The sequence below is a fragment of the Streptomyces sp. S.PB5 genome (genome assembly GCF_030403745.1).
GTDB lineage: Bacteria > Actinomycetota > Actinomycetes > Streptomycetales > Streptomycetaceae > Streptomyces.
The window spans coordinates 182,173-204,160 of the sequence record NZ_JAQMWP010000015.1; the positions used below are offsets into that span (position 1 = coordinate 182,173).

Below are 21,988 nucleotides of genomic sequence, written 5' to 3' on the forward strand. Positions count from 1 at the left end.
TCCACGCCCCGAATCTCTTAGCTCAGGACCCGTTACCCACGCCACCCGTGTGTCCTTTTTGCTTGATTCGGAGCGTTCTCCCATGATCACCGTTCGTGGTGTCGACGTGCGCGTCGGCGCGCGTCTGCTGCTGTCCGACCTCTCCTTCCATGTCTCCCCCAGCGACCGCATCGGCCTGGTGGGCCGCAACGGCGCGGGAAAGACCACCCTGTTGAGCATCCTCGCGGGGACCCTGCGCCCCGCCGCCGGGACCGTCACCCGCACCGGCGAGGTGGGCCATCTCCCGCAGGACTCCCGCGCGGGCGATCCGACGGTCACCGTCATCGAGCGTGTCCTGTCCGCGCGCGGCCTCGACCAGGCCGTACACGCCCTGCGCCGGGCCGAGGCGGCGATGGCGGACGGCTCGGAGCGCGCGATGGCCGCCTATGTGCGTGCCGAGGCGGAGTTCCAGGCCCGTGGCGGGTATGCCGCGGAGGCCGAGGCGGCCCGGATCGCGGCGGGGGTGGGTCTGGGGACCGGGCTCCTGGAGCGGCCGCTCGGCGCGCTGTCGGGCGGTCAGCGCCGCCGGGTCGAGCTGGCCCGGATCCTGTTCGCGGACCACGGCACACTGCTGCTGGACGAGCCGACGAACCATCTGGACGCCGACTCGATCGGCTGGCTGCGCGCCTTCCTCGCGAACCTGCGGTCGGGCCTGGTCCTCATCAGCCATGACACGACCCTGCTGGCCGACACCGTCAACCGGGTCCTTCACCTCGATCCGCAGCGGGCGACGATCGACGTCCACAACACCGGCTGGGCCGCGTATCTCGCCCAGCGGGCGGCCGACGAGCGGCGCCGGACCCGGGAGCGGGCAGGCGCCGAGCGGAAGGCGGCGTCCCTGCACGCGCAGGCCGACCGGATGCGGGCCCGGGTGTCGACGGCGACGGCCGCGAAGAACATGGCCCGGCGCGCCGACCGGCTGCTCGGCGACCTCGAACCGGTACGGCGGGCCGAGAAGGTGGCCAGGATCAGGCTGCCCAGGCCGGAGCCGTGCGGCCGGATACCGCTGGCCGCGATCGGCCTGACGAAGTCGTACGGCGGTCATCGCGTCCTTCCGGGCGTGGATCTCGCCGTCGAGCGGGGCAGCCGGCTGGTCGTGCTCGGTCCCAACGGGGCGGGCAAGACGACCCTGTTGCGGCTGCTGGCGGGGCGGGAGACTCCGACCGGTGGCCGAGTGGTCCACGGGCACGGGCTGCGGCTGGGCTACCTCGCGCAGGAACACGACACCCTGGACCGGGAGTCGACCGTCGGCGCCCAACTCGCCTCGGCTGTACCGCATCTGACGGAGGGTGAACTCCGGCGGGTACTGGGCCTGTTCCTGTTCACCGGGGACGACTTCCACAAGCCGGTCGAGGTGCTGTCCGGCGGCGAGAAGACCCTCCCCCATAGCCCTAAAGGCATGGGGGGACCCCCACGCCCTGGCGGGTCTCGTGCACTCCGGCGCGAACGTCCTCCTCCTGGACGAGCCCACCAACAACCTGGACCCGGCCTCGCGTACCGAGGTGCTGGCCGCGGTGGGCACGTATCCGGGCGCGATCGTCATGGTCACCCACGACGACGAGGCCATGGAGGCGCTGCGCCCGGACCGCGTGCTCCCGCTGGTGGAGTCCGCTCAGTTGTCGCGGTAGGTCTCCAGCAGCCGCAGCCACACCTCGCTGATCGTCGGATAGGACGGCACGGCGTGCCAGAGCCTGCTGATCGGCACCTCTCCGGCGACCGCGATCGTCGCGGAGTGGATGAGTTCGCCGACGCCGGGGCCGACGAACGTGACACCGAGGAGGATCTCGCGCTCCAGGTCGACGACCATGCGGGCGCGGCCGCGGTAGCCGTCGCCGTACAGGCTCGCGCCGGAGACGTTCGCGAGGTCGTAGTCGACCGCGCGGACGCGGCGGCCGGTCTGTTCGGCCTCCGCCAGGGAGAGGCCGACGGAGGCCGCCTCGGGGTCGGTGAAGACGACCTGGGGTACGGCGGAGTGGTCGGCGGTCGCCGCGTGCGCGCCCCAGGGGTCGGTCTCCAGGAGGGGGACTCCGGAGGCGCGGGCGGCGATCGCGGCGCCCGCGATGCGGGCCTGGTACTTGCCCTGGTGGGTGAGGAGGGCGCGGTGGTTGACGTCGCCGACGGCGTAGAGCCAATCGCTGCCGGTGACGCGGAGGCTGTCGTCGACCTCCAGCCAGGTGCCGGGGTCGATGCCGATGGTGTCGAGGCCGATGTCGTCGGTGCGCGGGGCGCGGCCGGTGGCGAAGAGGATCTCGTCGGCCTCGATGCGGTCGCCGGTGCCGGTGACGACCACGACGGTGCCGTTCTCGCGGGTGACCGACTCGACCGAGGTGCCGGTGCGGACGTCTGCGCCCGCCTCGGTGAGCGCCTCGTGGACGAGTTCGCCGGCGAAGGGTTCCATGCGGCCCAGCAGGCCCTTGCCGCGGACCAGGAGGGTGACCTGTGAGCCGAGGGCCTGCCAGGCGGTGGCCATCTCGGTGGCGACGACCCCGCCGCCGACCACGATCAGGCGGCCGGGCGCGGCTTTCGCGCTGGTGGCCTCCCTGCTGGTCCAGGGCTTGACCTCGTCGAGTCCGGGCAGGTCGGGCAGGACCGCGCGGGTGCCGGTGCACACGGCGACGGCGTGCCGGGCGATGAGGACCTTGTCGCCGACGGTCACCGTGCGGGGGCCGGTGAGGCGGCCGTGGCCGCGATAGAGGTCGGCGCCGATGCCCTCGATCCAGCGGACCTGGCCGTCGTCCTTCCAGTGGGAGGTGTACTCGTCGCGGCGGGCGAGCACCGCGCTCGCTTCGAGAGGGCCCTGTACCGAGGGTGCGAGGCCGGGCAGGCGGCGGGCGTCGGCCTGGGCGATGACCGGGCGCAGGAGGGCTTTGCTGGGCATGCACGCCCAGTACGAGCACTCGCCGCCGACCAGCTCGCTCTCCACGACCGCGGTGGAGAGACCGGCCGCACGGGTGCGGTCGGCGACGTTCTCCCCCACGGGCCCGGCCCCGAGCACCACGACGTCGTAGGTGGTGTGCGCGATGGATTCCGTTTCCGTCATGGGGTCAGTCTGGTGGGTGGTGTGCGCTCAGGCCACATGGGTACGCGCGCGGAATACCTACTCGGCCTGCCGCGTTTGTGCCGACGGCTTCGCCCCGACATCAGGAAGAGGGATTCACGCCATGAGCAAGACCGTGGAGCTCACCAAGGAGAACTTCGACCAGACGGTCACGGACAACGATTTCGTCCTGATCGACTTCTGGGCGTCCTGGTGCGGGCCGTGCCGTCAGTTCGCACCCGTCTACGACAAGGCCGCCGAGGCGAACCCGGACCTGGTCTTCGGCAAGGTCGACACCGAGGCACAGCCCGAGCTGGCCGCCGCCTTCGGTATCCAGTCGATTCCGACGCTGATGATCGTCCGGGACCGGGTTGCCGTGTTCGCCCAGCCGGGCGCGCTGCCGGAGGCCGCGCTCACGGATGTCATCGGACAGGCCCGCAAGCTGGACATGGACGAGGTCCGCAAGGCGGTCGCCGAGCAGCAGGCCAACTCCGAGCAGAACGGCCAGTAGCCAGTAGTCCCACCGCAGTTGCGGCATCGCGTCCCGGCCCGGACTCACCACTCCAGGGGAAGTCCGGTGTAGTTGGCGGCCAGTTCGGCGGCCGCGTGCCGGGATGCGGTGATCCGGCGCAGCCGCGCGAGCTGGAGCCGCCGCTCGAAGGGGTCGGCGTCCGGCGGGGTGTGCAGCATCGTCGTCATCTCGTACGAGAAGCGGGTGGCCTGCCAGACGCGGGCGAGGCACGACTGCGAGTAGCGGTCGAGGAGCCGCTCCGATCCGGTGCGGCGCCACTCGGTGAAGGCACGGCCGAGGACGCGTACGTCGGACACCGCGAGGTTGAGCCCTTTGGCGCCGGTCGGCGGGACGATGTGGGCGGCGTCGCCGGCCAGCAGGAGCCGTCCGTGCCGCATCGGCTCGTGGACGTAACTGCGCATCGGCGTGACCGACTTGGCGGTGACCGGGCCGCGGCCGAGGGTCCAGTCGCCGTCGATGGCGAAGCGGGCGGCGAGTTCGTCCCAGATGCGGTCGTCGGGCCAGTCCGCGGGGTCGGTGCCGTTGGGGACCTGCAGATACAGGCGTGACACATGCGGTGAGCGCATGCTGTGCAGGGCGAATCCGCGCTCGCCGCGGGCGTAGATCAACTCGTCGCAGGACGGGGCGACATCGGCGAGGATCCCGAGCCAGGAGTACGGGTAGTCGTGCTCGTACGTCCGGCTCACCTCGGCCGGGACGGTGTCGCGGGCGATGCCGTGGAAGCCGTCGCAGCCCACCACCCAGTGAGGTCTTTCAGCGTTGCCGCTCCAGAGCGAGTACCGCTGCTGCGATTGACGTCATTCGATTCGGGCTGCACCGAGCTCGTCGGAAGATCCGCCAGCACTTCAAGCGGGCAATGCCGCCCTCGACCGGGGCCCGTGCCTTCGACAGCGCCCGGTTGATGGTCTGTTGGGTGAGCGACAGTTCGCCTCCGGGAGGCCGTCTGGCCGGTGTGGTGACCCACGCGCCGGCGCCGATGTAGGCACGGTCGGCCAGGATCGGGATCCCTTGGCGCTCGCAGATTCTGATGATCCGATGGGCACGGGCCGCGGTCAGGTCATGGCAGCGCGCCGGCAGGGCCGGTGACAGCCACAGCACCTCGCCGTTTGGATCGGTGACCACCTGCACGTTGACCCCGTGGCGGCGGTGCTTGGCCGAGTAGTCGGCGCGGCCGTCGCCGAGGCGGTCGCACTCGGCCAGGGTGCCGTCGAGCAGGACGAACTCGGGGTCTGCCTCGCGCAGAGCGCGCAGCAGACCGGGTGCACGGGCGGCCAGGAGATTGATGACCGCGGTGGTGTAGGCGTGCGCGGTGCCGACCGAGATGCCGAAACCGGAGGCGATCTGCGCGAGGGGCTCGTGTTTGCGCAGGTACACCAGAGCGACCAGGGCACGCTGGTGCGGCGGGAGCTTGCAGCGGCGGTCACCCTCGCGGGTGACGATGAGCATGGTCACCCACTCGATGAGCGTGTGAGGCAGGTCAAGTGCGGCAGGATGAGGGACCAACAAGGCTCCTGCGCCGATGGGTTGAGACTTCGAACACCTCCCTCAACGGCACGGGAGCCTTGTGCGTTGTGGCCACAGTGCCTGTCACTCGATCGGTGACGCCCTGAAAGACCTCAGTCGCAGCTCAGGGTCTGCTCGCGGCCCTCGTGCAGGAACCGGACGACGGGGCTCTCGGTCTCCGGCTTCTCGATGGCAAGCGCCTCCGCTTCGAACAACAGCGGTGGTCCGTCGGTGAGTTGGAGTGCGACGAGGTCCTTCACGATCTCGGTCTGGGCGTAGATGGTGACCGTGCGGCCGCCGGTGAGGACCGGGAAGTCGATGTGGTGGCGTTCCCGGTCGAAGCGCAGCTCGATGCCCTGGTGGACCAGGCCCTCCGCCTCCAGGCGTCCGGCGGCGCCGCACTCGCGCAGGGCGTCGACCGTGCCCTGCTCCAGCATGCCGGCGCGCTGGCGCTGTTCGACGTACTCGCGGGTCCTGGCCTCCAGGACCACGCAGTCGATGCCCGCTCGGTGCAGCAGCCGGGCGAGGAGCAGTCCGGCGGGGCCGCCGCCGATGATGCCGACCGTGGTGCGCATGGCGTCCCTCCCGTGGCGGCGTCACTCAGGTGTGCCGCGCGATGTCCAGGCCGGCCATCCCCACCGACCTGCTTCTCCGCTGGGGGTCCGGGGGTCGCCCCCCGGGAATGTGCAGCACAGGCTCTCAGCTGGATGCGCGGTGCACCACCGTCGCCGCGAGCACGTTGTGCGTCTCGGGGGTCGCGTTGGGGTTGTGCACCACCCGGTCGACCAGTTCGGCAAGGTCGCGGCCCGAGGGGAGTTCGAGGCGGACCGTGCTCAGTCTGGGCCGCAGGAGCCGGCCGAGCATCAGGTCGTCGGCGCCGATCACCGCGGTCTCGCCGGGCACGTCGACGCCCGCGTCCTGCAGGGCGCGCATCAGCAGCATCGCGTACTCGTCGTTGTAGGCGAACACCGCGTCGAGGCCGAGCTCGCGCCAGCGGGCGGCGAGGCGGGCGCCGGCCTCCTCGGTGTAGGCGAGGGGCAGGCGGGTGACGGTGGCGTCGGTGTCGGCCAGGGCGCCTCGGACACCTGCCAGCCGGGGCAGGGAGAAGGCCTCCAGGCCCGCCTCCTCGGGGACGACGACGCCGATGCGGCGCCGACCGCGCTCGTAGAGGTGGCGGCCCGCGCAGTGGCCGACCGCCTCATGATCCATGAGCAGGGCGTGGGCGCCCTCGACGGACTCGGGGCCGAGGGTGACGACGGCGCGGGCGCCGGAGCGCTTGAGGACGGCGACGCCCTGCGGGCCGAGTCCGGCGCCGGGGACCAGGACGGCGACGGGACGCAGTTCGGCCCAGGCGCGGGCGGCCTCGTCGCCCTGGAGTCCGACGCTGCCGTGCTGGACGACGGTGTAGTCGAGGCGGCTGAGGGCCCACTGGAGTTCGTTGATGAACTGGCCGTAGAGCTGGCCGACGGGGACGGTGGGGGCGGGCATCAGGACCAGGCGGCTGTGTCCGGCGCGCAGGCTGCGGGCGGCCGCGTGCGGCACGTACCCGAGCTCTTTGGCGGCTTCGTGGACACGGCGGCGGGTGGGTTCGCTGATCCGGACGGCGCTGGTGTTGTTGAGGACGTAGGAGACGGTTGCGCGCGAGACGCCGGCCAGGCGGGCCACATCGGCGCTCGTGGGCACGGAGCGCGGTGCGGGCGACACGGGGGCGGGCGTTTTCGGTATCTGCACCATGACGTGACGCATCCTTGCAGAACCTGTGCAGACGGCTCCCGGCGGGGCGCTCAGGCGGGCTGCGCGGTACGGGTCACCCGGGCGACGAGGTCGCTCCAGCCGGCCTCCAGGCGCTCCATGGGCATCCCGCACTCCCTGGTCAGGTAGTGGATCTGGGCCGGGTCGAGGTAGGCCAGCAGCGTCCGGGCCAGCAGCTCGCAGTCGCCGTCCGGCACGATCTGCCGCAGCAGCATCGTGACGTGCATGGCGAGGGCCCGGTTCGACGGGTGGGAGAAGCGGCGGGTGGGCTCCGGCTCGGCGGCCAGCTGGAGGTCCAGCTGCTCCACCGAGCGGTACAGCATGGCCACTCCGAAGGCGCGCAGCCGCTCCAGGGGCGGTGCGCCGGGACCCAGGGGCGGCGGGCCGCTCATGAAGTCCGCCTGGAGCTGCCGCGCCGAGTGGTCCAGCAGTGCCATGAGCAGTCCAGTGCGGTCGCCGAAGCGGCGGAAGACGGTGCCCTTGCCGACCTGGGCGGCGGCGGCCACGGCCTCCATGGTGACGCCGGCCGCGCCGTGCTCGGCGATCAGTCGGGCGGCGGCCTCCAGCAGCCGCGCCCGGTTCCGCGCGGCGTCGGCGCGCAGGCACGGCTCCTCCTCACGGATGCCCAGCTGGAACAACCCGGCCTCGTCCAGCGGTTCGTGGGGCCGCGGGAAGGGCGGCAGATCAGCGGACATGAAGACAGCGTAAAGCATCGGGAATGAACTGGACCGCGGTCCGGTTACGGTGATACACAATAAACGGACCTCGGTCCGGATTGTGTCGGCAGTGTTTCAGCATCCCTGGAGTTAGCATGTCTGTTCGTATCCTCGCGCTCGTCGGCAGCCTTCGCGCCGGTTCGCACAACCGCCAGCTCGCCGAGGCGGCCGTCAAGTTCGCGCCCGAGGGTGCGGACGTCGAGCTCTTCGAGGGCCTGGCCGAGATCCCGTTCTACAACGAGGACATCGACGTCGAGGGCGACGTCCCGGCCCCGGCCGCCAAGCTCCGCGAGGCCGCTCAGGCCGCCGACGGCTTCCTGTTCTTCGTCCCCGAGTACAACGGCACCATCCCGGCCGTGCTGAAGAACGCCATCGACTGGCTGTCGCGCCCGTACGGCGCCGGCGCCTTCGGCGGCAAGCCGGCCGCCGTGGTCGGCACCGCGTTCGGCCAGTTCGGCGGCGTGTGGGCCCAGGACGAGACCCGCAAGGCCCTCGGCATCGCCGGCGCCAAGGTCCTCGAGGACGTCAAGCTCTCCATCCCCGGCTCCGTCGTCCGCTTCGCCGAGACCCACCCGGCCGACGACGCCGAGGTCGCCGGTCAGCTGGCCGAGGTCGTCACGCTGCTGCACGGCCACGCCGGTGAGGTCACCGCCGCCTGATCACCGCCTCGCGCGCCATCATCACCTCGCGGTGAAGGGCCGGAGCTCTGGAAGCTCCGGCCCTTTCGCATGACCGTACGACGCGCGGCCCCCGCCGACCGGGCCCGCCGCCTCGCCCCACCGCTCAGGCCACGGCGTCCGGCGCCAGCTCTCTCAGCTGTGTCAACGCCGCCTCGACCGCGGGGCGTTCATGTCCGCCCCGCCGGGTGCAGGTGAGGAACTTGCGGTGCGGGTTTCCGGTGCAGCGGACCCGGGTGATCGGCAGGTGGGGGGTCAGCTGGGCCAGGCGCGGGATCAGGGCGACGCCGAGGCGGTGGGCGACGAGATGGGCCGTGACGTTCCAGTCGACGGCCTGGTGGACCACCGCGGGGCTGAACCCGGCCTCCCCGCACGCGGACATGACATGGGTGCGGCAGGGGCTCTGCGGCACCGGGGCGATCCAGTCCTCGTGCGCCGCGTCCGACAGGTCCACGCGCGCCCGCCCCGCCAGCGGATGGTCGGCGGGTACGACGAGGTCGAACGGGTCGTCCAGGAGCGGCTGCTGGTCGAAGCGGGCGTCGCTGAGCGGCGGGTTGGAGGGGGTGGCCTCGACGATCGCGAGGTCGACCTCGCCCTCGAAGAGCAGGTCGAAGCTCTCCGGGACATCCGCCTCCTGGATGTGCACGGCGAGCCGTGGATACCGCTCCCGCAACCGGACCGCCATCGGCGCCAGCAGCACCGTGATCGCCACCGGGTAGCCGCTCACCCGCAACGGCCCGCCGGGCGCGCCCTGTTCGGCGCGCAGGTCGAGTTCGGCCTGTTCCCAGCGGGCCTGGATGGCGTCGGCGTGGGCGAGCAGGCTCTCGGCGGCCGGGGTCAGGCGGATGCCCCGGCCCTGGGGTTCGAGGAGGTCGACGCCGAGGTCGCGGGCGAGCTGGCGGATCTGCTGGGAGGCGGCGGACGGGGTGAAGTGCAGGGCGCGGGCGGCCGCGGTGACCGTGCCGTAGTGGGCGACCGCTCGCAGGACGTGTAGCCGGCGCAGGTCAATCATGAAGCCCACGCTTCAAGGTGTCGTCCGGAAAGTCAACCTGGACGTGCACGGACGCCTCGCTGCACTCTGGCTGTGTCGCGACGGCCAGCCAGCCCACGATGCCCGAGGAGTTCCCATGACCAGCACGACCGGCACCCGCTGCCCGCACTGCGGATGGCCCGACGGTGCCGAGCCCTTCCAGGTGGTGTCCCGGCACTCCACGGCGGCGGGCGGGACGGTGTGGACGCGGTGCGGCTGCGGTTCGCTGCAGGTCCGCGTGATCGACGACCGCGGGATGCGGATCGTCTCGCGCAGCCGCCCCGCCGCTCCTCAGTCCAGCCCCGCCAGCCGCTGAACCGCCGGTGCCGCGAACCGCTCGATGAACGCCGCCGGCTCCCCCGTGCGCGGGGACAGGATCACGGTGTCGATGCCGAGCTTGGTGTAGCCCGTGATGTCCTCGGTGAAGGCGTCGAGGTCGCCGGTGGCGAGCGGTTCGCCGGAGTAGGCGACGGTCTTGCGGATCGTGTCGTAGTCGCGGCCCTCGGTCTCGCAGTGGCCGCGCAGGACGTCGAGCTTGTGCGCGACCTCCTCCGGCGTGGTGGTGAAGAGGTTGCAGGCGTCGCCGTAGCGGGCGACCAGCCGGAGCGTCTTCTTCTCGCCTCCGCCGCCGATCATGATCTCGGGGCGCGGCTCGCTGACCGGGGCCGGGACGTTCAGCGTCTCGGCGAGCCGGTAGTGCTTGCCCTCGAACGGGCCGTTGGCCTCGGGGTCCCACATCTGGAGGCAGATCCGCAGGGTCTCCTCCAGCCGCTCGAAGCGCTCCGCGACCGGCGGGAAGGGCACTCCGAGGCCCTCGTGCTCCCGGCCGTACCAGGCCGCGCCGATCCCGAGGGTGGCGCGGCCGCCGGAGAGGACGTCCAGGGTGGTGGCGATCTTGGCGAGCAGTCCGGGGTGACGGTAGGAGACCCCGGTCACCAGGGCGCCGAGCCGGACGGTCGAGGTGCGGCCCGCGAGATAGCCGAGGGTCGTGTAGGCCTCCAGCATGGGGTCCTCGGCCCGGTCGTTGAACTCCATCTGGAAGTAGTGGTCCATGACCGACAGCCAGCTCAGCCCCGCGGCCTCGGCGGCGGCGCCGGCGGCGGCGAGTTCGGCGCCGAGCGCGGGCCCTCCCCCGGGGTGGTCGAATCGGTTGATGTGCACGCCCACCTTCATGGCGGTCTCCGTTCCTCCGGGCCATCGCCGATGCGGCCGACGCTAGGTCCTGGAGTGCTCTCGAAGTCAAGGGCTACGGCTGGGGGGCGCTCTCCGCCTGCTTCTTGGATGCCCTCAGGCTCGTGAAGGTCGTCACCGCGAGGACGAGCACGATGAAGCCGAGCGAGAAGGGGATGCCGATCTCGGGCACGTGGACGCCGGACTCGTGCAGCGCGTGCAGCACCAGCTTGACGCCGATGAAGCCGAGGATGACCGACAGACCGTAGCTGAGGTGGACCAGGCGCTTGAGCAGGCCCCCGATGAGGAAGTACAGCTGGCGCAGCCCCATCAGCGCGAACGCGTTCGCCGTGAAGACGATGTACGGGTCCTCGGTGAGGCCGTAGATGGCGGGGATGGAGTCGAGCGCGAAGAGCACGTCGGTGGAGCCGATCGCGAGCATGACGACCAGCATCGGCGTCATGACCCGCTTGCCGTTCTCCTCGATCCACAGCTTGGTGCCGTGGTAGCGGTCGGCCACGCCGAAGCGCTCCTCGACGACCTTCAGCAGCTTGTTCTCCTGGTACTCCTCCTCGTGCTCCTCCTTGCGGGCGTCCTGGACGAGCTTCCAGGCGGTCCAGATCAGGAAGGCGCCGAAGAGGTAGAAGACCCAGGAGAACGTGGAGATGATCGCCGCGCCGGCCGCGATGAACCCGGCGCGCAGCACCAGCGCCATCAGGACGCCGACCATGAGGACGCGCTGCTGGTACTGCGAGGGCACCGCGAACTTGGCCATGATCAGGACGAAGACGAAGAGGTTGTCGACGCTCAGCGACTTCTCGGTGATGAACCCGGCGAAGAACTCCCCGGCGGGCCCGCCGCCGCCGAAGACGAGCAGGCCGACTCCGAAGAGACACGCCAGCGCGACCCAGACGGCCGTCCAGATGCCGGCTTCCTTGACCGACACGTCGTGGGGCTTGCGGCCGATGAAGAAGTCGACGGCGACGAGCGCGCACAGGGCGGCTACCGTCAGCAGCCAGACGGAGAGGGAGACGTTCACTTGTCGCTCCTGGTGCGGGTGGGGCTTTCACAGGGTGGTCCCGGCTTCTGTTCCCTGCCACCCGGGGAAGGTGAACAAAAGGTCATGACATGGGAAGTCCCCAGGTCACGCGGGTGCCACCCGCCGGACGGCGGGCAGGTTCCGCCGGACGGCGGCGCCCCGTACGGCGGGCGGGGCGCGGATCATGTCCGCACGAGCCGCCGCGCTCTCGCGTGAGGAGACGACATGAACCTGGTACCGCCGCCGTTCGACCCGGAGCTCGCCGGAGCCCTGGAGCTGATCAAGGAGTTCATCCAGCCGGGCATGACCATGGAGGACATCGCCCTGATACGTCAGGGCCCCGGCATCCAGATGCTGGCCGAGCTCGATCTGACGCTCGACGGATTCTTCAAGGTCGAGGACCGTGTGGTGCCGGGCCCCGAGGGCGCCCCGGAGATATCTCTGCTCATCGCCCGGCCCACGGCACCCTCGGCCACGGGTCCGCGTCCCGTGATCTACCACGTGCACGGCGGCGGCATGGTCCTCGGCAACAACCGGGTGGGCGTGGACGTGGCGCTGGCCTGGGCCGAGGAGCTGGACGCGGTCGTGGTGTCGGTGGAGTACCGGCTGGCCCCGGAGAACCCGTACCCCGCGCAGATCGAGGACGTGTACGCCGGTCTGCTGTGGACGGCGGAGCACGCCGGGGAGCTCGGCGCGGACCCCGAGCGGATCGTCGTGGCGGGCGCCAGCGCGGGCGGCGGTCTGTCCGCGGCACTGGCCCTGCTCACCCGGGACCGCAAGGGTCCGCGGCCGGTCGGCCAGGTCCTGATGTGCCCGATGCTGGACGACCGCAACGACACCCCGTCCTCCCACCAGATGGCGGGCCTCGGCGTCTGGGACCGTACGGCCAACGAAACGGGCTGGACCGCCCTGCTGGGCGAGCTGCGCGGCGGCCCCGACGTCCCCGCGTACGCGGCCCCGGCCCGCGCCGAGGATCTGTCCGGCCTGCCCCCGGCCTTCCTGGACGTGGGCTCCGCGGAGACCTTCCGCGACGAGGTCGTCGCCTACGCCTCCCGCATCTGGCAGTCCGGCGGCATCGCCGAACTCCACGTCTGGCCGGGCGGCTTCCACGGCTACGACGGCTTCGCCCCGCAGGCGGCCCTCTCCCAGCGGGCCCGGGCCGCGCATCTGGACTGGCTGCGGCGGCTCCTCGGCACGTGACGCTGCTGTGCCCGGGGCATCCGGCTGGTGCCCCGGGTGACCCGCGGGGCTCCCCAGCCGGGTGCCGTATGCCGCACCATGGACCCATGAAAGAGCTGGCGGGGCGCCTGACCGCGCTGGACCCGGACGCCGGTGCCGCCGTCCAGGTGATCGCCTACTTCGACCGGCTGGCCGAGTCGCGGGCGGGGCTGGAGGCGCTGGTGCGCGGGGCGGCCGTACTGGCGGGCGTGCCCGCGCGGCTCGTCGACACGGACCGCCGGGTGCAGGTGCGGGTGGAGCCCGACGGTGCGCGCCGGGAGTCGGACGCACCGCCGGATCCGGCCTGGCCGGCGGCTGCGCTGACGCCCGACGGTGCTCCCGCGCTGTGGCTGGAGCGCCCCTCGGCGCCCAGTGTGGTCGACGCGGTGATCCTGGAGCGGGCCGCCGGTGCCGTGCGGCTCGTCCTCGACCGGACCCGGGGCCGGGCTCCGGCCGACGACCCGGCACTGGTGGAGACCCTGCTCGACGCCACGGCACCGGAGGCGGCCCGGCTGCACGCGGCACGGCGGCTGGGTCTGGACCCGGCGCTGCCCGCGCGTGCCGTGGCCACCCCCGACGGTCCGCCCCGGGTCGTCCCCGGCCGGCGGGGCACGGAACCCCCCGCCGGGCGGGCGGGCGTGGGACCGGCCGTGTCGGTGCTCGACCTTCCGCGGTCCTGGGCCGCCGCCCGTACCGCTCTCCGGTTCACCGCCGAGGGCACTGCCCAGGACCCGGGTCAACGGGTCGTGCATGCCGATGAGCTGGGCGGTACGGCGCTCCTCGCCGGCCTCGTCGTACCGGGCGCCGAGCCTCCGCCCGACGTCCTCGCGCTGGATGCGGCGGCCGCGGCGACACCCTGGCTGCTCACCACGCTGCACGCCGTGGCGAACACGGCGAGCCTGCGGGCCGCTGCCACCGACATCAACGTCCACCACTCGACGCTCCAGGACCGGCTGGCCCACGCCGAGCAGCTGCTGGGCTGGCCCGTGCGCACCCCGCAGGGCCGGTTCCGGCTCCAACTGGCGCTGACGATGCGCCACTTGACCCGCCCCTAGGGCACGCCTCAGCGGAACTCGTGGACGACCTGGATCTCGCCGACGATGTGCGCGTTGAACTCGTCGAGCTCCTCGGCCGGGACCCACAGCTCCAGGATCGTCCGGCCGCCGGCCTGTTGGACCGGGTAGCGGCTCAGGAACTCCGAGTCGACCTCGAAGCGGGTCACGAAACCGGCGCCGTCGTGCTTGACGTTCCAGTCACGGGCGATCTTCACTGCGTAGTCCTCGTCGAGGACGGGGTAGAAGATCGGCTGCTCGGGCAGCCGGGGCGGCCAGGCGCGCCAGTTGAGCTCGCGGACCAGGTCCAGCTCGACGGGGCCGGTGGGGCGCCAGAGGGTCGTCGTCGGTCGGGGGCCGGTCATCGGTTCGCTCTCCGTGCGTGGTCGTTCGGAACGCGGCGACCCTATCCCCGCTGCCGAACCGCTCACCACCGGGTTTCAGCGCTCTCGGGACATCAGCACCAGCGCCTCCTCGGCCACCGAGGTGAGGACACCCGGGGGGGTGCGCCCGCGGCCGCTCCTTGAGCTGCTGACGAACCGTTCGAGGACATCGTCACGACCGTCGGGGCTGCCCTGTGACGGGCTCGAGGTCCGCATCGGCGAGGACGGGGAAGTGCTCGTGCGTGGCTACAGCGTCATCCTCGGCTGCCTCGACGACACCGCCTTGGCCCAGGCCGCGGTGATCGGCGTCCCGGACGAGCGCATGGGACAGGTGGGCAAGGTCTTCGTCGTACGGCAGGGTCGGTTGTCGGAGGAGGAGCTGATCGCCTCGGCCGGGAACGCATGGCCGGTTACAAGGTGCCCCGATCCGTCGAGCTCCGGGAGGAGTTGCCGATCGGTGTCACGGGCAAGGTGTTGAAGGACCGATTGCGATGAGGCCTGTCGCGTGACCCGCGGGAGAACGGAGATTCATTGTGACGACGAACCATGCCGCCGACCTGACGGCGGACCTGTCACTGACCCAGATAGAGCGTCTCGACGAGGAGATCATCACCCTCCTGGCCCGCCGCCGTGCGATGGCGCAGGAACTGCCTCGCCCCGCGCGGGCCCGCGCCGTCGATCCCGAGTTCGTGGAGACCGTACGGGAGATGACGGACCGCTACCGCCAGGAGCTCGGCGGCGCCGGCGAACTCGTCGCCCGTGCCGTGATGGTGCTGTGCCATCCGAGCCGCCAGTCCTGAGCATGCGCAGATGACCCGGATCACTTTGACAGTGGTTTTGATATGGCCGTACAAATGGGCCATATGAGCGTGCCGAAGCTTCCTCTGTCAGGGATCACGGTCGTCAGTCTGGAGCAGGCCGTGGCCGCTCCCTACGCCACCCGGCAGCTGGCCGACCTGGGCGCCCGCGTCATCAAGGTGGAGCGCCCGGGCGGCGGCGACTTCGCCCGCCGGTACGACACCACCGTGCACGGCCACTCCAGCTATTTCGTCTGGCTGAACCGCTCGAAGGAATCCCTCACGCTCGACCTCAAGGACCCTCGCGGCCTGGAGATCCTGCACCGGCTCCTCGACGACGCCGATGTCTTCGTGCACAACCTCGCCCCGGGAGCGGTCGACCGTCTCGGACTCGCCACCGACACCGTCACCGCCCGCCGGCCGCGCCTGATCCCGTGCACGATCTCCGGCTACGGCACCGACGGACCGTGGGCCGACCGCAAGTCGTACGACCTGCTGGTGCAGTGCCAGACCGGGCTGGTGTCGCTGACCGGAACGCCCGGGGAGACGGCCCGGGTCGGGATCTCGGTCGCGGACATCGCCGCGGGGATGTACGCCTACAGCGGCGTCCTCACCGCCCTCTACACCCGCGCCACCACCGGCGACGCCCACCCGGTGGAGGTCTCCCTGTTCGAGGCGCTGGCCGAGTGGATGGGCCAGCCCGCCAACTACACCCGGTACGGCGGCACCCAGCCGCCGCGCCTGGGCACCCAGCACGCCACCATCGCGCCCTACGGCACCTTCACCGCCGCCGACGGCAAGGACGTGTTGTTCTCGATCCAGAACGAACGCGAGTGGGCCGTGCTGTGCGCGGAGTTCCTCGGCGATCCCGGGCTGACCGCCGACCCGCGCTTCGCCACCGGTTCCGACCGGGTCGCCCACCGCGCCGAGGTGAACGCCGTCGTCGCCGAGCGCTGTGCCCGTTCCGACGCCGCGGAGATCCTCAAGGACCTGGAGGAGATGGGGATCGCCTGCGCCGGGGTCAACGACGTCGCCGCGTTCCTCGACCACCCGGTCCTCGCCGCCCGCGGCCGCTGGCGCGAGGTGGGCGTGCCGGGCGCCACCGTGCAGGCGTTGCTGCCGCCGGCCGACCTCGCCGGGCTGCCCGCGCGCATGGACCCGGTACCGGCGGCCGGTGAGCACACGGACGCGATCCTCGCCGGGCTCGGCCGCACCCCCGCCGACATCGAGGCGCTGCGCGCCGACGGTGTCGTCTGAGCGCGAGGCGGCCACCGATGCTGGAACAGCCACAGCGCGAGAGCACCTACGGGCGGCTCGCCCGTGAACTGCGCGCCGCGATCCTGCGGCACGACTACCCCGACGGGGTGCGGCTGCCGACGGAGGCCGAGCTGGCCGAGCGGCACGGGATCAGCCGGCAGACCGTACGCCGGGCCTTCCAGGACCTGGTCGCGGAGGGGCTGGTGCACCGGGTGCCGGGGCGCGGCACCTTCGCCACGCCCCGGGACGAGCAGTATCTGCGCCAGTTCGGGTCGGTGGACGACCTCATGGGACTGTCCCTCGACACCCGCATGCGCATCGTCACCCCCCTGCACCGGCGGGTCGACATCGACGCGGCCGGGCGTCTGGGCCTGCGCACCGACCGGGTGCACAAGCTGGCCTTCCTCCGGCTGCACGAGGACACCGTGTTCTGCCACACCGCGGTCTTCCTGCCGCCCGGCGTCGGCAAGTTGCTGGAGACCGTCCGGGAGCTGATGGTGCCGGAAGCGCCCAGCGCCTTCACCGTCATCGGACTCCTCGACCGCCGGCTGCCCGAGCCGATCGCCGAGGCCGAACAGAGCATCACCGTCGCGGCGGCCACCCCCGAACTCGCCGAGCACCTCGGCTGCGAACCGGGCCGCCCGCTGCTGCGCATCGACCGGGTCTACCAGTCGGCCGACGGGCACCTCGTCGAGCTGGCGATCAGTCACTTCCTGCCCGAGCACTACTCGTACCGTGTGCGGCTGCGGCGCAGCGGTCGGTGAAGTCTTCCGTACAGAGGAGCAGTTGCCGTGAGTCTCAAGATAGTCGTGACCGTGAAGTATGTGCCCGACGCCACCGGCGACCGGCACTTCGCCGATGACCTGACCGTCGACCGCGACGACGTGGACGGTCTGCTCTCCGAGCTGGACGAGTACGCCGTGGAGCAGGCCCTGCAGATCGCCGGGGCCGCGGACGACGCCGAGATCACCGTGCTGACGGTGGGCCCGGAGGGCGCCAAGGACGCGCTGCGCAAGGCGCTGTCGATGGGTGCCGACAAGGCGATCCACGTCGAGGACGACGACCTGCACGGCACGGACGCCATCGGCACCTCCCTGGTGCTGGCGAAGGCGATCGAGAAGGCCGGGTTCGACCTGGTGATCTCCGGGATGGCGTCGACGGACGGCACGGCGGGTGTGGTCCCGGCGCTGGTCGCCGAGCGTCTGGGTGTGCCGCAGGTGACGCTGCTGTCCGAGGTGTCGGTCGACGACGGGGTCGTCAGGGGCCGCCGGGACGGGGATGCCGCGAGCGAGCAGCTGGAGGCGTCCCTCCCGGCCGTCGTGTCCGTCACCGACCAGTCGGGCGAGGCGCGTTACCCGTCCTTCAAGGGCATCATGGCCGCCAAGAAGAAGCCGGTGGAGTCCTGGGACCTCTCCGACCTCGACATCGAGGCCGAGGAAGTGGGGCTGGACGGCGCCTGGACCAAGGTCGACTCCGCCACCGCGCGACCCGCGCGCACCGCCGGGACGGTCGTCAGGGACGAGGGCGAGGGCGGCAGGCAGCTCGCCGAGTTCCTCGCGAGCCAGAAGTTCATCTGAGAGAGCGTGCATTGATCCATGGCTGAAGTTCTCGTCCACGTCGACCACGTGGACGCTGCCGTCCGCAAGCCCACCCTGGAGCTGCTGACGCCGGCCCGCCGGGTGGGGAAGAGCGCCGCGCGGTCCAGTGCCTCGTCGGCCTCGTCGAGGTCGCAAAAGCCATAAGCGGCGTCCGATCTGGCCGCAGGGACGTCTCACTGCACTGCAGTAAAGCGCTCCCCATGGCACAGAAGGCGGACCCGCCCTTGAGCACCCCCAGCGAGGAACCGGCCTGGAAGCAGCGTGCGATCGAGCGTTCCACGCAGGCGGCGAAGCGTCGGGCCGAGCAGCGGGTGGAGCGGTTCCTCGAAGCGGCTCAGGCGATCATGGCGGAGAAGCGCACCACCGACTTCACCGTGCAGGAGGTCGTCGACCGCTCCAAGCGGTCGCTGCGCAGCTTCTACCAGCACTTCGACGGCAAGCACGAGCTGCTGCTCGCCCTGTTCGAGGACGCCATGAGCACGTCGGCGGAGCAGCTGCGCGCCGCCGCGGCCGAGCAGTCGAGCCCGCTGGAGCGCCTCAAGGTCGCGGTGCAGACCCTGTTCGAGAACTCCTGCCCCGACCCGGCCGCCCAGCGCCCGCTGTGCACCGACTTCGCGCTGCGCCTGCTGGTCTCGCACGTCACAGCGCCCTGGCCTGCCGAAAAGAAGGGTCCGTGTCCTTCAGGAGCCGCGCTGGTCCAGCCTCTTCAGGGCGGTCTCGCCCCACTTGAGGTTCCCCCGCTCGAAGGCGATTCCGCCCAGGAGCGTGAGGTAGGGCCCGATGCGTTCGGCCTCGGCGAAGTACTCGTCCTCGCTGCGCCCGGCCAGCATCCGTTCCCGCATCCGCTCGTACCGGGCGAGCTTGGCGGTGGACCGCTCCACCCGCTCGACGATCGCGGCCCGTACGGCGCCGGCGTCACCGACGTCCACGCACTGCACCTTGACCAACAACTCGTCGCGGATGGCCGTCGGTTTCGCGGGCACCTGGGCGACGTAGGCGCGCAGGACCTCGAGGCCGCTCTCGGTCAGGGAGAACAGGCGCTTGTTGGGGCGGCGTTCCTGCTCGACGACCCGGGCGGTGACGAGTCCGTCGGCCTCCATGCGCTCCAGCTCGCGGTAGAGCTGCTGCGGGGTGGCCATCCAGAAGTTGGCCACGGACGCCTCGAAGCCCTTCGCGAGGTCGTATCCGGAGGCCTCGCCCTCCAGGAGGGCCGCCATCACCGCGTTGCGCAGAGCCATGGACCCAACTTATTTGATCAGTCGAGGAAGTGCATACGAGTGGGACCGGGCATCGGCGTCAGCTCGGGCCGCTTGGCCACGCGGCCGTCCCCGGACGAACGGCCCCGGACCCGTCGTACCAGCCAGGGGCCGAGAAAGGAACCGGCCCAGCGCAGCTCGGCGCCGATCGCGCGCAGGCCCGAGGCCGCCCGCGGATCGGCGGGCAGCGGCCGGGTCCAGCTGTCGTCGCTGCCGGGCAGGCCGAGGGCGTCGGCGACCGCGGCGGCGATCATGGCGTGGCCGAGCGGGCCGGCGTGCAGCCGGTCGGGGCTCCAGAACCGGGGGTCGAGCACAGTCGCGTGGTGGGCGGTCTCGGCGACCACGACACCGTGCCGGTCCGCCGCCCGCCGGATGCGGTCGTTGAGGGCGAGGACACGGTGGCCGAGCGGGCGGGCGAGCGAGGTCATCCGGCCGACGTCGGGGAAGGTCAGCGTCGCCACGCGGGCGCCCTGTGCGGTGAGCGCGGCGAACATCGCCTCCACGTGGCCGGCCACCTCGTCGGCGTCGAAGCGGGGCCGCAGCAGGTCGTTCATACCGGCGACCACGGTGGCGAGGCCGGGCTTCGACTCCAGGGCGGGCGCGAGCTGTTCGGCCCGCACCTGCCCGGCGAGCCGGCCGCGTACGGCGAGGTTGGCGTAGAGCAGACCGGGCGTCTCCCGCGCGAGGTGTTCGGCGAGCCGGTCCGCCCAGCCACGCAGCCCCTGTACGTCGTCGCCGTCGCCGCACCCTTCGGTATGGCTGTCCCCGAGAGCGACGTACCGCAGAGGTCCGTTCATGACCGACCGCCTCACCTGTTCAACGATTCACCTACTCACTTTGTTGACTATAGCTGGAGTACTTTCACATCCCAAGGGCCGAGTTCGACCGCCTCGCCGTACACGGCCCCCGACACCGCGTCCCGCATCCCGCCGGGCACCGGGACCGAAACCGTCTCCCACGACCAGTTGTGCAGGAAGCGGACGCGGCGGCCGTCGCGGGCGGCGGCCGTGGTCGAGGTGACGCTCGGGTGGTTCGGGCGCCAGGCGTCGGCCGGGGCGGCCCAGGCCAGCAGGGCACGCGCGAAGGACGGATCGGGAACGGTGCCCACACAGGTGATCCGGCCCTTGCCGTGGCGCTGGGTGGTGACGGCGGGCCAGCGGCCGAAGTGCGGGTGCTCGTACGTCACCAACTCCTCGGCGCCCCGCGGCCGCAGACCGTCCACCCAGTGCAGGGCACGCGCCTCGGGCGGAAGCACGAGACCCGCTGTGCCGGTCACGGGCAGCGGGCCACCGAGGTTGCTGAACTCGTCGTACGTCACCCCGGCGGCGTCCGCCAGGCGGGCGGGCTGGACGTCCGTGCGTGCCCTCGCCTCGGGGTCGCCGTATCCCGTGCGGGGCCCCACGATGAGGTGGCCGCCCTGCTCGGCGTAGGTCCGCAGCCGGTCGAGCGTGTCGTCGTCGGCCGCGTAGAAGGCGGGGACCACCAGGACGGACGGCAGTTCGGCGGCCGGGAGTTGGCCGGGGTGGAGGATGCGCGACTGCAGCCCCGCGTCGAAGGCGCCCCGGTAGAAGGCGTCGAAGAGCGTCTCGTACGACCTCGTGTCCGCGCTGCCGTCCGGGCGGGCCAGCGGCGGCTGGGCCTGCAGGGCCCATTTGCTGGGGCCGTCGTAGAGGAAGGCGACGTCGGCGTCGGGGGTGAGGGCGGCGACCAGGTCGCCCGCCTTCGCCAACTCCTCCCCCAGTAGGGCGAGTTCACGGTAGACGCGGCCGGGGCGGCCGCTGTGCGGGAGGATGCCGCCCCAGTAGGTCTCGGTGCCGAAGTGCAGGGTGTGCCAGTGCCAGTACTCGATCATCGAGGCGCCGCGGGAGATCAATGCCCAGGCGGCCTGGCGCCACTGGCCGTCGTAGGCGGGGCGGTTGTTCCACGGTTCGCCGATGGCCTGGGCGTCGGTCTCCGTGACCAGGAACGGCTCCTGGCGGGAGGCGTACATGCGGTCGGCGCTGCGGTACAGCGCCCAGGTGCCGTTGGTCGTCCAGCCCTGTCCCGCGGTGTTCCTGTCGGGGAGTGCGAGGGCGTCCTGCATCGTGTAGTACGGGTTGCCCGCGGTGACGTCGAGCGGTTCGGTGAGCCGGTCGTCCTCGACGGCGGGGCGGTCGTAGGAGATGCAGGTGGTGACGAACTGGCCGGGGCGGGCGTACTCGCGCACGATGTCCGCCTGCCAGGCGATGAACTCGGTGACCAGCCTGGCCTGGAAGCGCCGCCAGGCCAGGTCGTACTGGGGCTGGGCGTTGCCGTCGGGGGTCCACAGGTCGGCCCAGGTGGACAGGCGGTGCGACCAGTAGACGAGGCCCCACTCCCGGTTGAGCGTCTCCACGTCGCCGTACTGGGCGCGCAGTTCGTCGACGAAGCGCTGGAACACGCCGCGGTTGTGCAGGAGTTCGTTGCCGGGTTCGTTGTCGACCTGGTAACCGATGACCGCCGGGTGACCTGCGTACCGTTCGACGGCCTTCCGGATGACCCGTTCGGCGTGGAAGCGGAAGGCCGGGTGGGTGAAGTCGACCTCCTGCCGGGCGCCCCAGCCGATGCGCTCGCCGGTGCGCCGCTCCCCCGCGATCTCGGGGTACTGGCGGGCCAGCCACGGCGGCACGGCGTACGTCGGGGTGCCCAGGATCACCGAGATGCCGCGCTCGTGGGCGCCGTCCAACACCGGCTGCAGCCAGTCGAGGTCGAAGCGGCCGCTCGTAGGCTCCCAGGTGGACCACACCGACTCGCCGACGCGGATGACGGTGAACCGGGCCTCGGCCATCAGGTCGAGGTCGTCCTTGAGGCGCTCGTGGGGCTGGTACTCGTGGTAGTAGGCGGCGCCGAACAGGACCCTGCGGGGGAGGTCGAACATCCTTCTCCAATACGGTGGTCGAGTGATCGTCAGCTC

General features: G+C 71.6%; 21 protein-coding genes and 5 pseudogenes. 13 read left to right on the plus strand and 13 right to left on the minus strand.

Annotated elements, in window-relative coordinates; genetic code table 11:
• The first annotated feature begins 82 nt into the window (after positions 1 to 82).
• Positions 83 to 1,667: pseudogene (locus PH203_RS34320) on the plus strand (ABC-F family ATP-binding cassette domain-containing protein).
• Here PH203_RS34320 and PH203_RS34325 read toward each other — a convergent pair.
• Positions 1,652 to 3,079, minus strand: coding sequence for an NAD(P)/FAD-dependent oxidoreductase (locus tag PH203_RS34325; RefSeq protein ID WP_289925178.1), 1,428 nt, complete (start codon positions 3,077 to 3,079; stop codon positions 1,652 to 1,654). The pseudogene PH203_RS34320 and the gene PH203_RS34325 overlap by 16 nt on opposite strands.
• 121 nt (positions 3,080 to 3,200) lie before the next feature.
• Here PH203_RS34325 and trxA point away from each other — a divergent pair, with 121 nt between their 5' ends.
• Positions 3,201 to 3,587, plus strand: a complete 387-nt coding sequence (gene trxA / locus PH203_RS34330) for a thioredoxin (RefSeq protein WP_289925179.1) — start codon at positions 3,201 to 3,203, stop codon at positions 3,585 to 3,587.
• Positions 3,588 to 3,631: 44 nt separating this feature from the next.
• On the opposite strand, the pseudogene PH203_RS34335 reads toward trxA, so the two are convergent.
• The 5 genes and pseudogenes from PH203_RS34335 to PH203_RS34355 form a co-directional block, all read right to left on the minus strand.
• Positions 3,632 to 4,351, minus strand: a pseudogene (locus tag PH203_RS34335) (4-hydroxybenzoate 3-monooxygenase); the annotation flags it as partial.
• Between the two features lie 10 nt (positions 4,352 to 4,361).
• Positions 4,362 to 5,111, minus strand: coding sequence for a transposase family protein (locus PH203_RS34340; protein WP_289925180.1), 750 nt, complete (start codon positions 5,109 to 5,111; stop codon positions 4,362 to 4,364).
• A 116-nt stretch (positions 5,112 to 5,227) separates the two neighbouring features.
• Positions 5,228 to 5,686: pseudogene (locus tag PH203_RS34345) on the minus strand (FAD-dependent oxidoreductase); the annotation flags it as partial.
• Positions 5,687 to 5,810: 124 nt separating this feature from the next.
• Positions 5,811 to 6,845, minus strand: coding sequence for a LacI family DNA-binding transcriptional regulator (locus tag PH203_RS34350; RefSeq protein ID WP_289925181.1), 1,035 nt, complete (start codon positions 6,843 to 6,845; stop codon positions 5,811 to 5,813).
• A 50-nt stretch (positions 6,846 to 6,895) separates the two neighbouring features.
• Positions 6,896 to 7,576 (minus strand): TetR/AcrR family transcriptional regulator, encoded by a 681-nt coding sequence (locus tag PH203_RS34355; protein ID WP_289925183.1) that lies wholly within the window; start codon positions 7,574 to 7,576, stop codon positions 6,896 to 6,898.
• Positions 7,577 to 7,674: 98 nt separating this feature from the next.
• Here PH203_RS34355 and PH203_RS34360 point away from each other — a divergent pair, with 98 nt between their 5' ends.
• On the plus strand, positions 7,675 to 8,238 hold the full coding sequence (locus tag PH203_RS34360; RefSeq protein WP_289925184.1) for an NAD(P)H-dependent oxidoreductase: 564 nt from the start codon (positions 7,675 to 7,677) through the stop codon (positions 8,236 to 8,238).
• 124 nt (positions 8,239 to 8,362) lie between these two features.
• On the opposite strand, the gene PH203_RS34365 is transcribed toward PH203_RS34360, so the two are convergent.
• Entirely contained in the window at positions 8,363 to 9,268 is a 906-nt protein-coding gene (locus PH203_RS34365) for a LysR family transcriptional regulator (protein ID WP_289925185.1), read from the minus strand.
• A 115-nt stretch (positions 9,269 to 9,383) separates the two neighbouring features.
• On the opposite strand from PH203_RS34365, the gene PH203_RS34370 reads away from it, so the two are divergent.
• Positions 9,384 to 9,602: a hypothetical protein gene (locus PH203_RS34370; protein ID WP_289925187.1), complete on the plus strand. Its 219-nt coding sequence runs from the start codon at positions 9,384 to 9,386 to the stop codon at positions 9,600 to 9,602.
• Here the strand turns inward: PH203_RS34370 and PH203_RS34375 are convergent.
• Both PH203_RS34375 and PH203_RS34380 read right to left on the minus strand, forming a co-directional pair.
• Positions 9,578 to 10,459: an LLM class F420-dependent oxidoreductase gene (locus tag PH203_RS34375; protein WP_289925189.1), complete on the minus strand. Its 882-nt coding sequence runs from the start codon at positions 10,457 to 10,459 to the stop codon at positions 9,578 to 9,580. The genes PH203_RS34370 and PH203_RS34375 overlap by 25 nt on opposite strands.
• Before the next feature lie 73 nt (positions 10,460 to 10,532).
• Positions 10,533 to 11,495: a TerC/Alx family metal homeostasis membrane protein gene (locus PH203_RS34380; RefSeq protein ID WP_289925190.1), complete on the minus strand. Its 963-nt coding sequence runs from the start codon at positions 11,493 to 11,495 to the stop codon at positions 10,533 to 10,535.
• 225 nt (positions 11,496 to 11,720) lie between these two features.
• Here PH203_RS34380 and PH203_RS34385 point away from each other — a divergent pair, with 225 nt between their 5' ends.
• Both PH203_RS34385 and PH203_RS34390 read left to right on the plus strand, forming a co-directional pair.
• Positions 11,721 to 12,695, plus strand: coding sequence for an alpha/beta hydrolase (locus PH203_RS34385; protein WP_289925191.1), 975 nt, complete (start codon positions 11,721 to 11,723; stop codon positions 12,693 to 12,695).
• Positions 12,696 to 12,781: 86 nt separating this feature from the next.
• On the plus strand, positions 12,782 to 13,768 hold the full coding sequence (locus PH203_RS34390; RefSeq protein ID WP_289925192.1) for a helix-turn-helix domain-containing protein: 987 nt from the start codon (positions 12,782 to 12,784) through the stop codon (positions 13,766 to 13,768).
• Positions 13,769 to 13,776: 8 nt separating this feature from the next.
• Here the strand turns inward: PH203_RS34390 and PH203_RS34395 are convergent, their stop codons facing one another.
• A complete protein-coding gene (locus tag PH203_RS34395) occupies positions 13,777 to 14,130 on the minus strand; it encodes a hypothetical protein (RefSeq protein ID WP_289925194.1) in 354 nt (117 codons plus the stop codon).
• Positions 14,131 to 14,470: 340 nt separating this feature from the next.
• Here PH203_RS34395 and PH203_RS34400 point away from each other — a divergent pair, with 340 nt between their 5' ends.
• From PH203_RS34400 to PH203_RS34430, 7 genes and pseudogenes are all read left to right on the plus strand, one after another.
• Entirely contained in the window at positions 14,471 to 14,626 is a 156-nt protein-coding gene (locus tag PH203_RS34400) for a hypothetical protein (RefSeq protein ID WP_289925318.1), read from the plus strand.
• A gap of 55 nt (positions 14,627 to 14,681) precedes the next feature.
• Positions 14,682 to 14,948 (plus strand): hypothetical protein, encoded by a 267-nt coding sequence (locus PH203_RS34405; protein ID WP_289925196.1) that lies wholly within the window; start codon positions 14,682 to 14,684, stop codon positions 14,946 to 14,948.
• A gap of 63 nt (positions 14,949 to 15,011) precedes the next feature.
• Positions 15,012 to 16,202 (plus strand): CaiB/BaiF CoA-transferase family protein, encoded by a 1,191-nt coding sequence (locus PH203_RS34410; protein WP_289925197.1) that lies wholly within the window; start codon positions 15,012 to 15,014, stop codon positions 16,200 to 16,202.
• 17 nt (positions 16,203 to 16,219) lie between these two features.
• Positions 16,220 to 16,966, plus strand: a complete 747-nt coding sequence (locus PH203_RS34415) for a GntR family transcriptional regulator (RefSeq protein WP_289925198.1) — start codon at positions 16,220 to 16,222, stop codon at positions 16,964 to 16,966.
• A gap of 27 nt (positions 16,967 to 16,993) precedes the next feature.
• The gene (locus PH203_RS34420) at positions 16,994 to 17,779 is read left to right on the plus strand and encodes an electron transfer flavoprotein subunit beta/FixA family protein (protein ID WP_289925199.1); all 786 of its coding nucleotides are present in this window, start codon (positions 16,994 to 16,996) and stop codon (positions 17,777 to 17,779) included.
• A gap of 18 nt (positions 17,780 to 17,797) precedes the next feature.
• Positions 17,798 to 17,890 (plus strand): annotated as a pseudogene (locus tag PH203_RS34425) (electron transfer flavoprotein subunit alpha/FixB family protein); the annotation flags it as partial.
• Positions 17,891 to 18,144: 254 nt separating this feature from the next.
• A pseudogene (locus PH203_RS34430) lies at positions 18,145 to 18,201 on the plus strand (hypothetical protein); the annotation flags it as partial.
• 279 nt (positions 18,202 to 18,480) lie between these two features.
• Here PH203_RS34430 and PH203_RS34435 read toward each other — a convergent pair.
• The 3 genes from PH203_RS34435 to PH203_RS34445 are packed head-to-tail and all read right to left on the minus strand — an operon-like array spanning position 18,481 to position 21,952.
• Positions 18,481 to 19,038, minus strand: a complete 558-nt coding sequence (locus PH203_RS34435; protein WP_289925200.1) for a PadR family transcriptional regulator — start codon at positions 19,036 to 19,038, stop codon at positions 18,481 to 18,483.
• Positions 19,039 to 19,055: 17 nt separating this feature from the next.
• A complete protein-coding gene (locus tag PH203_RS34440; protein WP_289925202.1) occupies positions 19,056 to 19,853 on the minus strand; it encodes an SGNH/GDSL hydrolase family protein in 798 nt (265 codons plus the stop codon).
• A gap of 47 nt (positions 19,854 to 19,900) precedes the next feature.
• Entirely contained in the window at positions 19,901 to 21,952 is a 2,052-nt protein-coding gene (locus PH203_RS34445; protein WP_289925204.1) for a beta-galactosidase, read from the minus strand.
• Between the last annotated feature and the right edge of the window lie 36 nt (positions 21,953 to 21,988).

Excerpts from the sequence above, each read along its gene's own strand:
- PH203_RS34325 (WP_289925178.1), bottom strand. The coding sequence starts at position 3,079 with ATGACGGAAACGGAATCCATCGCGCACACCACCTACGACGTCGTGGTG.
- trxA (WP_289925179.1), top strand. The coding sequence starts at position 3,201 with ATGAGCAAGACCGTGGAGCTCACCAAGGAGAACTTCGACCAGACGGTC.
- PH203_RS34350 (WP_289925181.1), bottom strand. The coding sequence starts at position 6,845 with ATGGTGCAGATACCGAAAACGCCCGCCCCCGTGTCGCCCGCACCGCGC.
- PH203_RS34355 (WP_289925183.1), bottom strand. The coding sequence starts at position 7,576 with ATGCTTTACGCTGTCTTCATGTCCGCTGATCTGCCGCCCTTCCCGCGG.
- PH203_RS34360 (WP_289925184.1), top strand. The coding sequence starts at position 7,675 with ATGTCTGTTCGTATCCTCGCGCTCGTCGGCAGCCTTCGCGCCGGTTCG.
- PH203_RS34365 (WP_289925185.1), bottom strand. The coding sequence starts at position 9,268 with ATGATTGACCTGCGCCGGCTACACGTCCTGCGAGCGGTCGCCCACTAC.
- PH203_RS34370 (WP_289925187.1), top strand. The coding sequence starts at position 9,384 with ATGACCAGCACGACCGGCACCCGCTGCCCGCACTGCGGATGGCCCGAC.
- PH203_RS34375 (WP_289925189.1), bottom strand. The coding sequence starts at position 10,459 with ATGAAGGTGGGCGTGCACATCAACCGATTCGACCACCCCGGGGGAGGG.
- PH203_RS34385 (WP_289925191.1), top strand. The coding sequence starts at position 11,721 with ATGAACCTGGTACCGCCGCCGTTCGACCCGGAGCTCGCCGGAGCCCTG.
- PH203_RS34390 (WP_289925192.1), top strand. The coding sequence starts at position 12,782 with ATGAAAGAGCTGGCGGGGCGCCTGACCGCGCTGGACCCGGACGCCGGT.
- PH203_RS34395 (WP_289925194.1), bottom strand. The coding sequence starts at position 14,130 with ATGACCGGCCCCCGACCGACGACGACCCTCTGGCGCCCCACCGGCCCC.
- PH203_RS34400 (WP_289925318.1), top strand. The coding sequence starts at position 14,471 with ATGGGACAGGTGGGCAAGGTCTTCGTCGTACGGCAGGGTCGGTTGTCG.
- PH203_RS34410 (WP_289925197.1), top strand. The coding sequence starts at position 15,012 with ATGAGCGTGCCGAAGCTTCCTCTGTCAGGGATCACGGTCGTCAGTCTG.
- PH203_RS34415 (WP_289925198.1), top strand. The coding sequence starts at position 16,220 with ATGCTGGAACAGCCACAGCGCGAGAGCACCTACGGGCGGCTCGCCCGT.
- PH203_RS34435 (WP_289925200.1), bottom strand. The coding sequence starts at position 19,038 with ATGGCTCTGCGCAACGCGGTGATGGCGGCCCTCCTGGAGGGCGAGGCC.
- PH203_RS34440 (WP_289925202.1), bottom strand. The coding sequence starts at position 19,853 with ATGAACGGACCTCTGCGGTACGTCGCTCTCGGGGACAGCCATACCGAA.
- PH203_RS34445 (WP_289925204.1), bottom strand. The coding sequence starts at position 21,952 with ATGTTCGACCTCCCCCGCAGGGTCCTGTTCGGCGCCGCCTACTACCAC.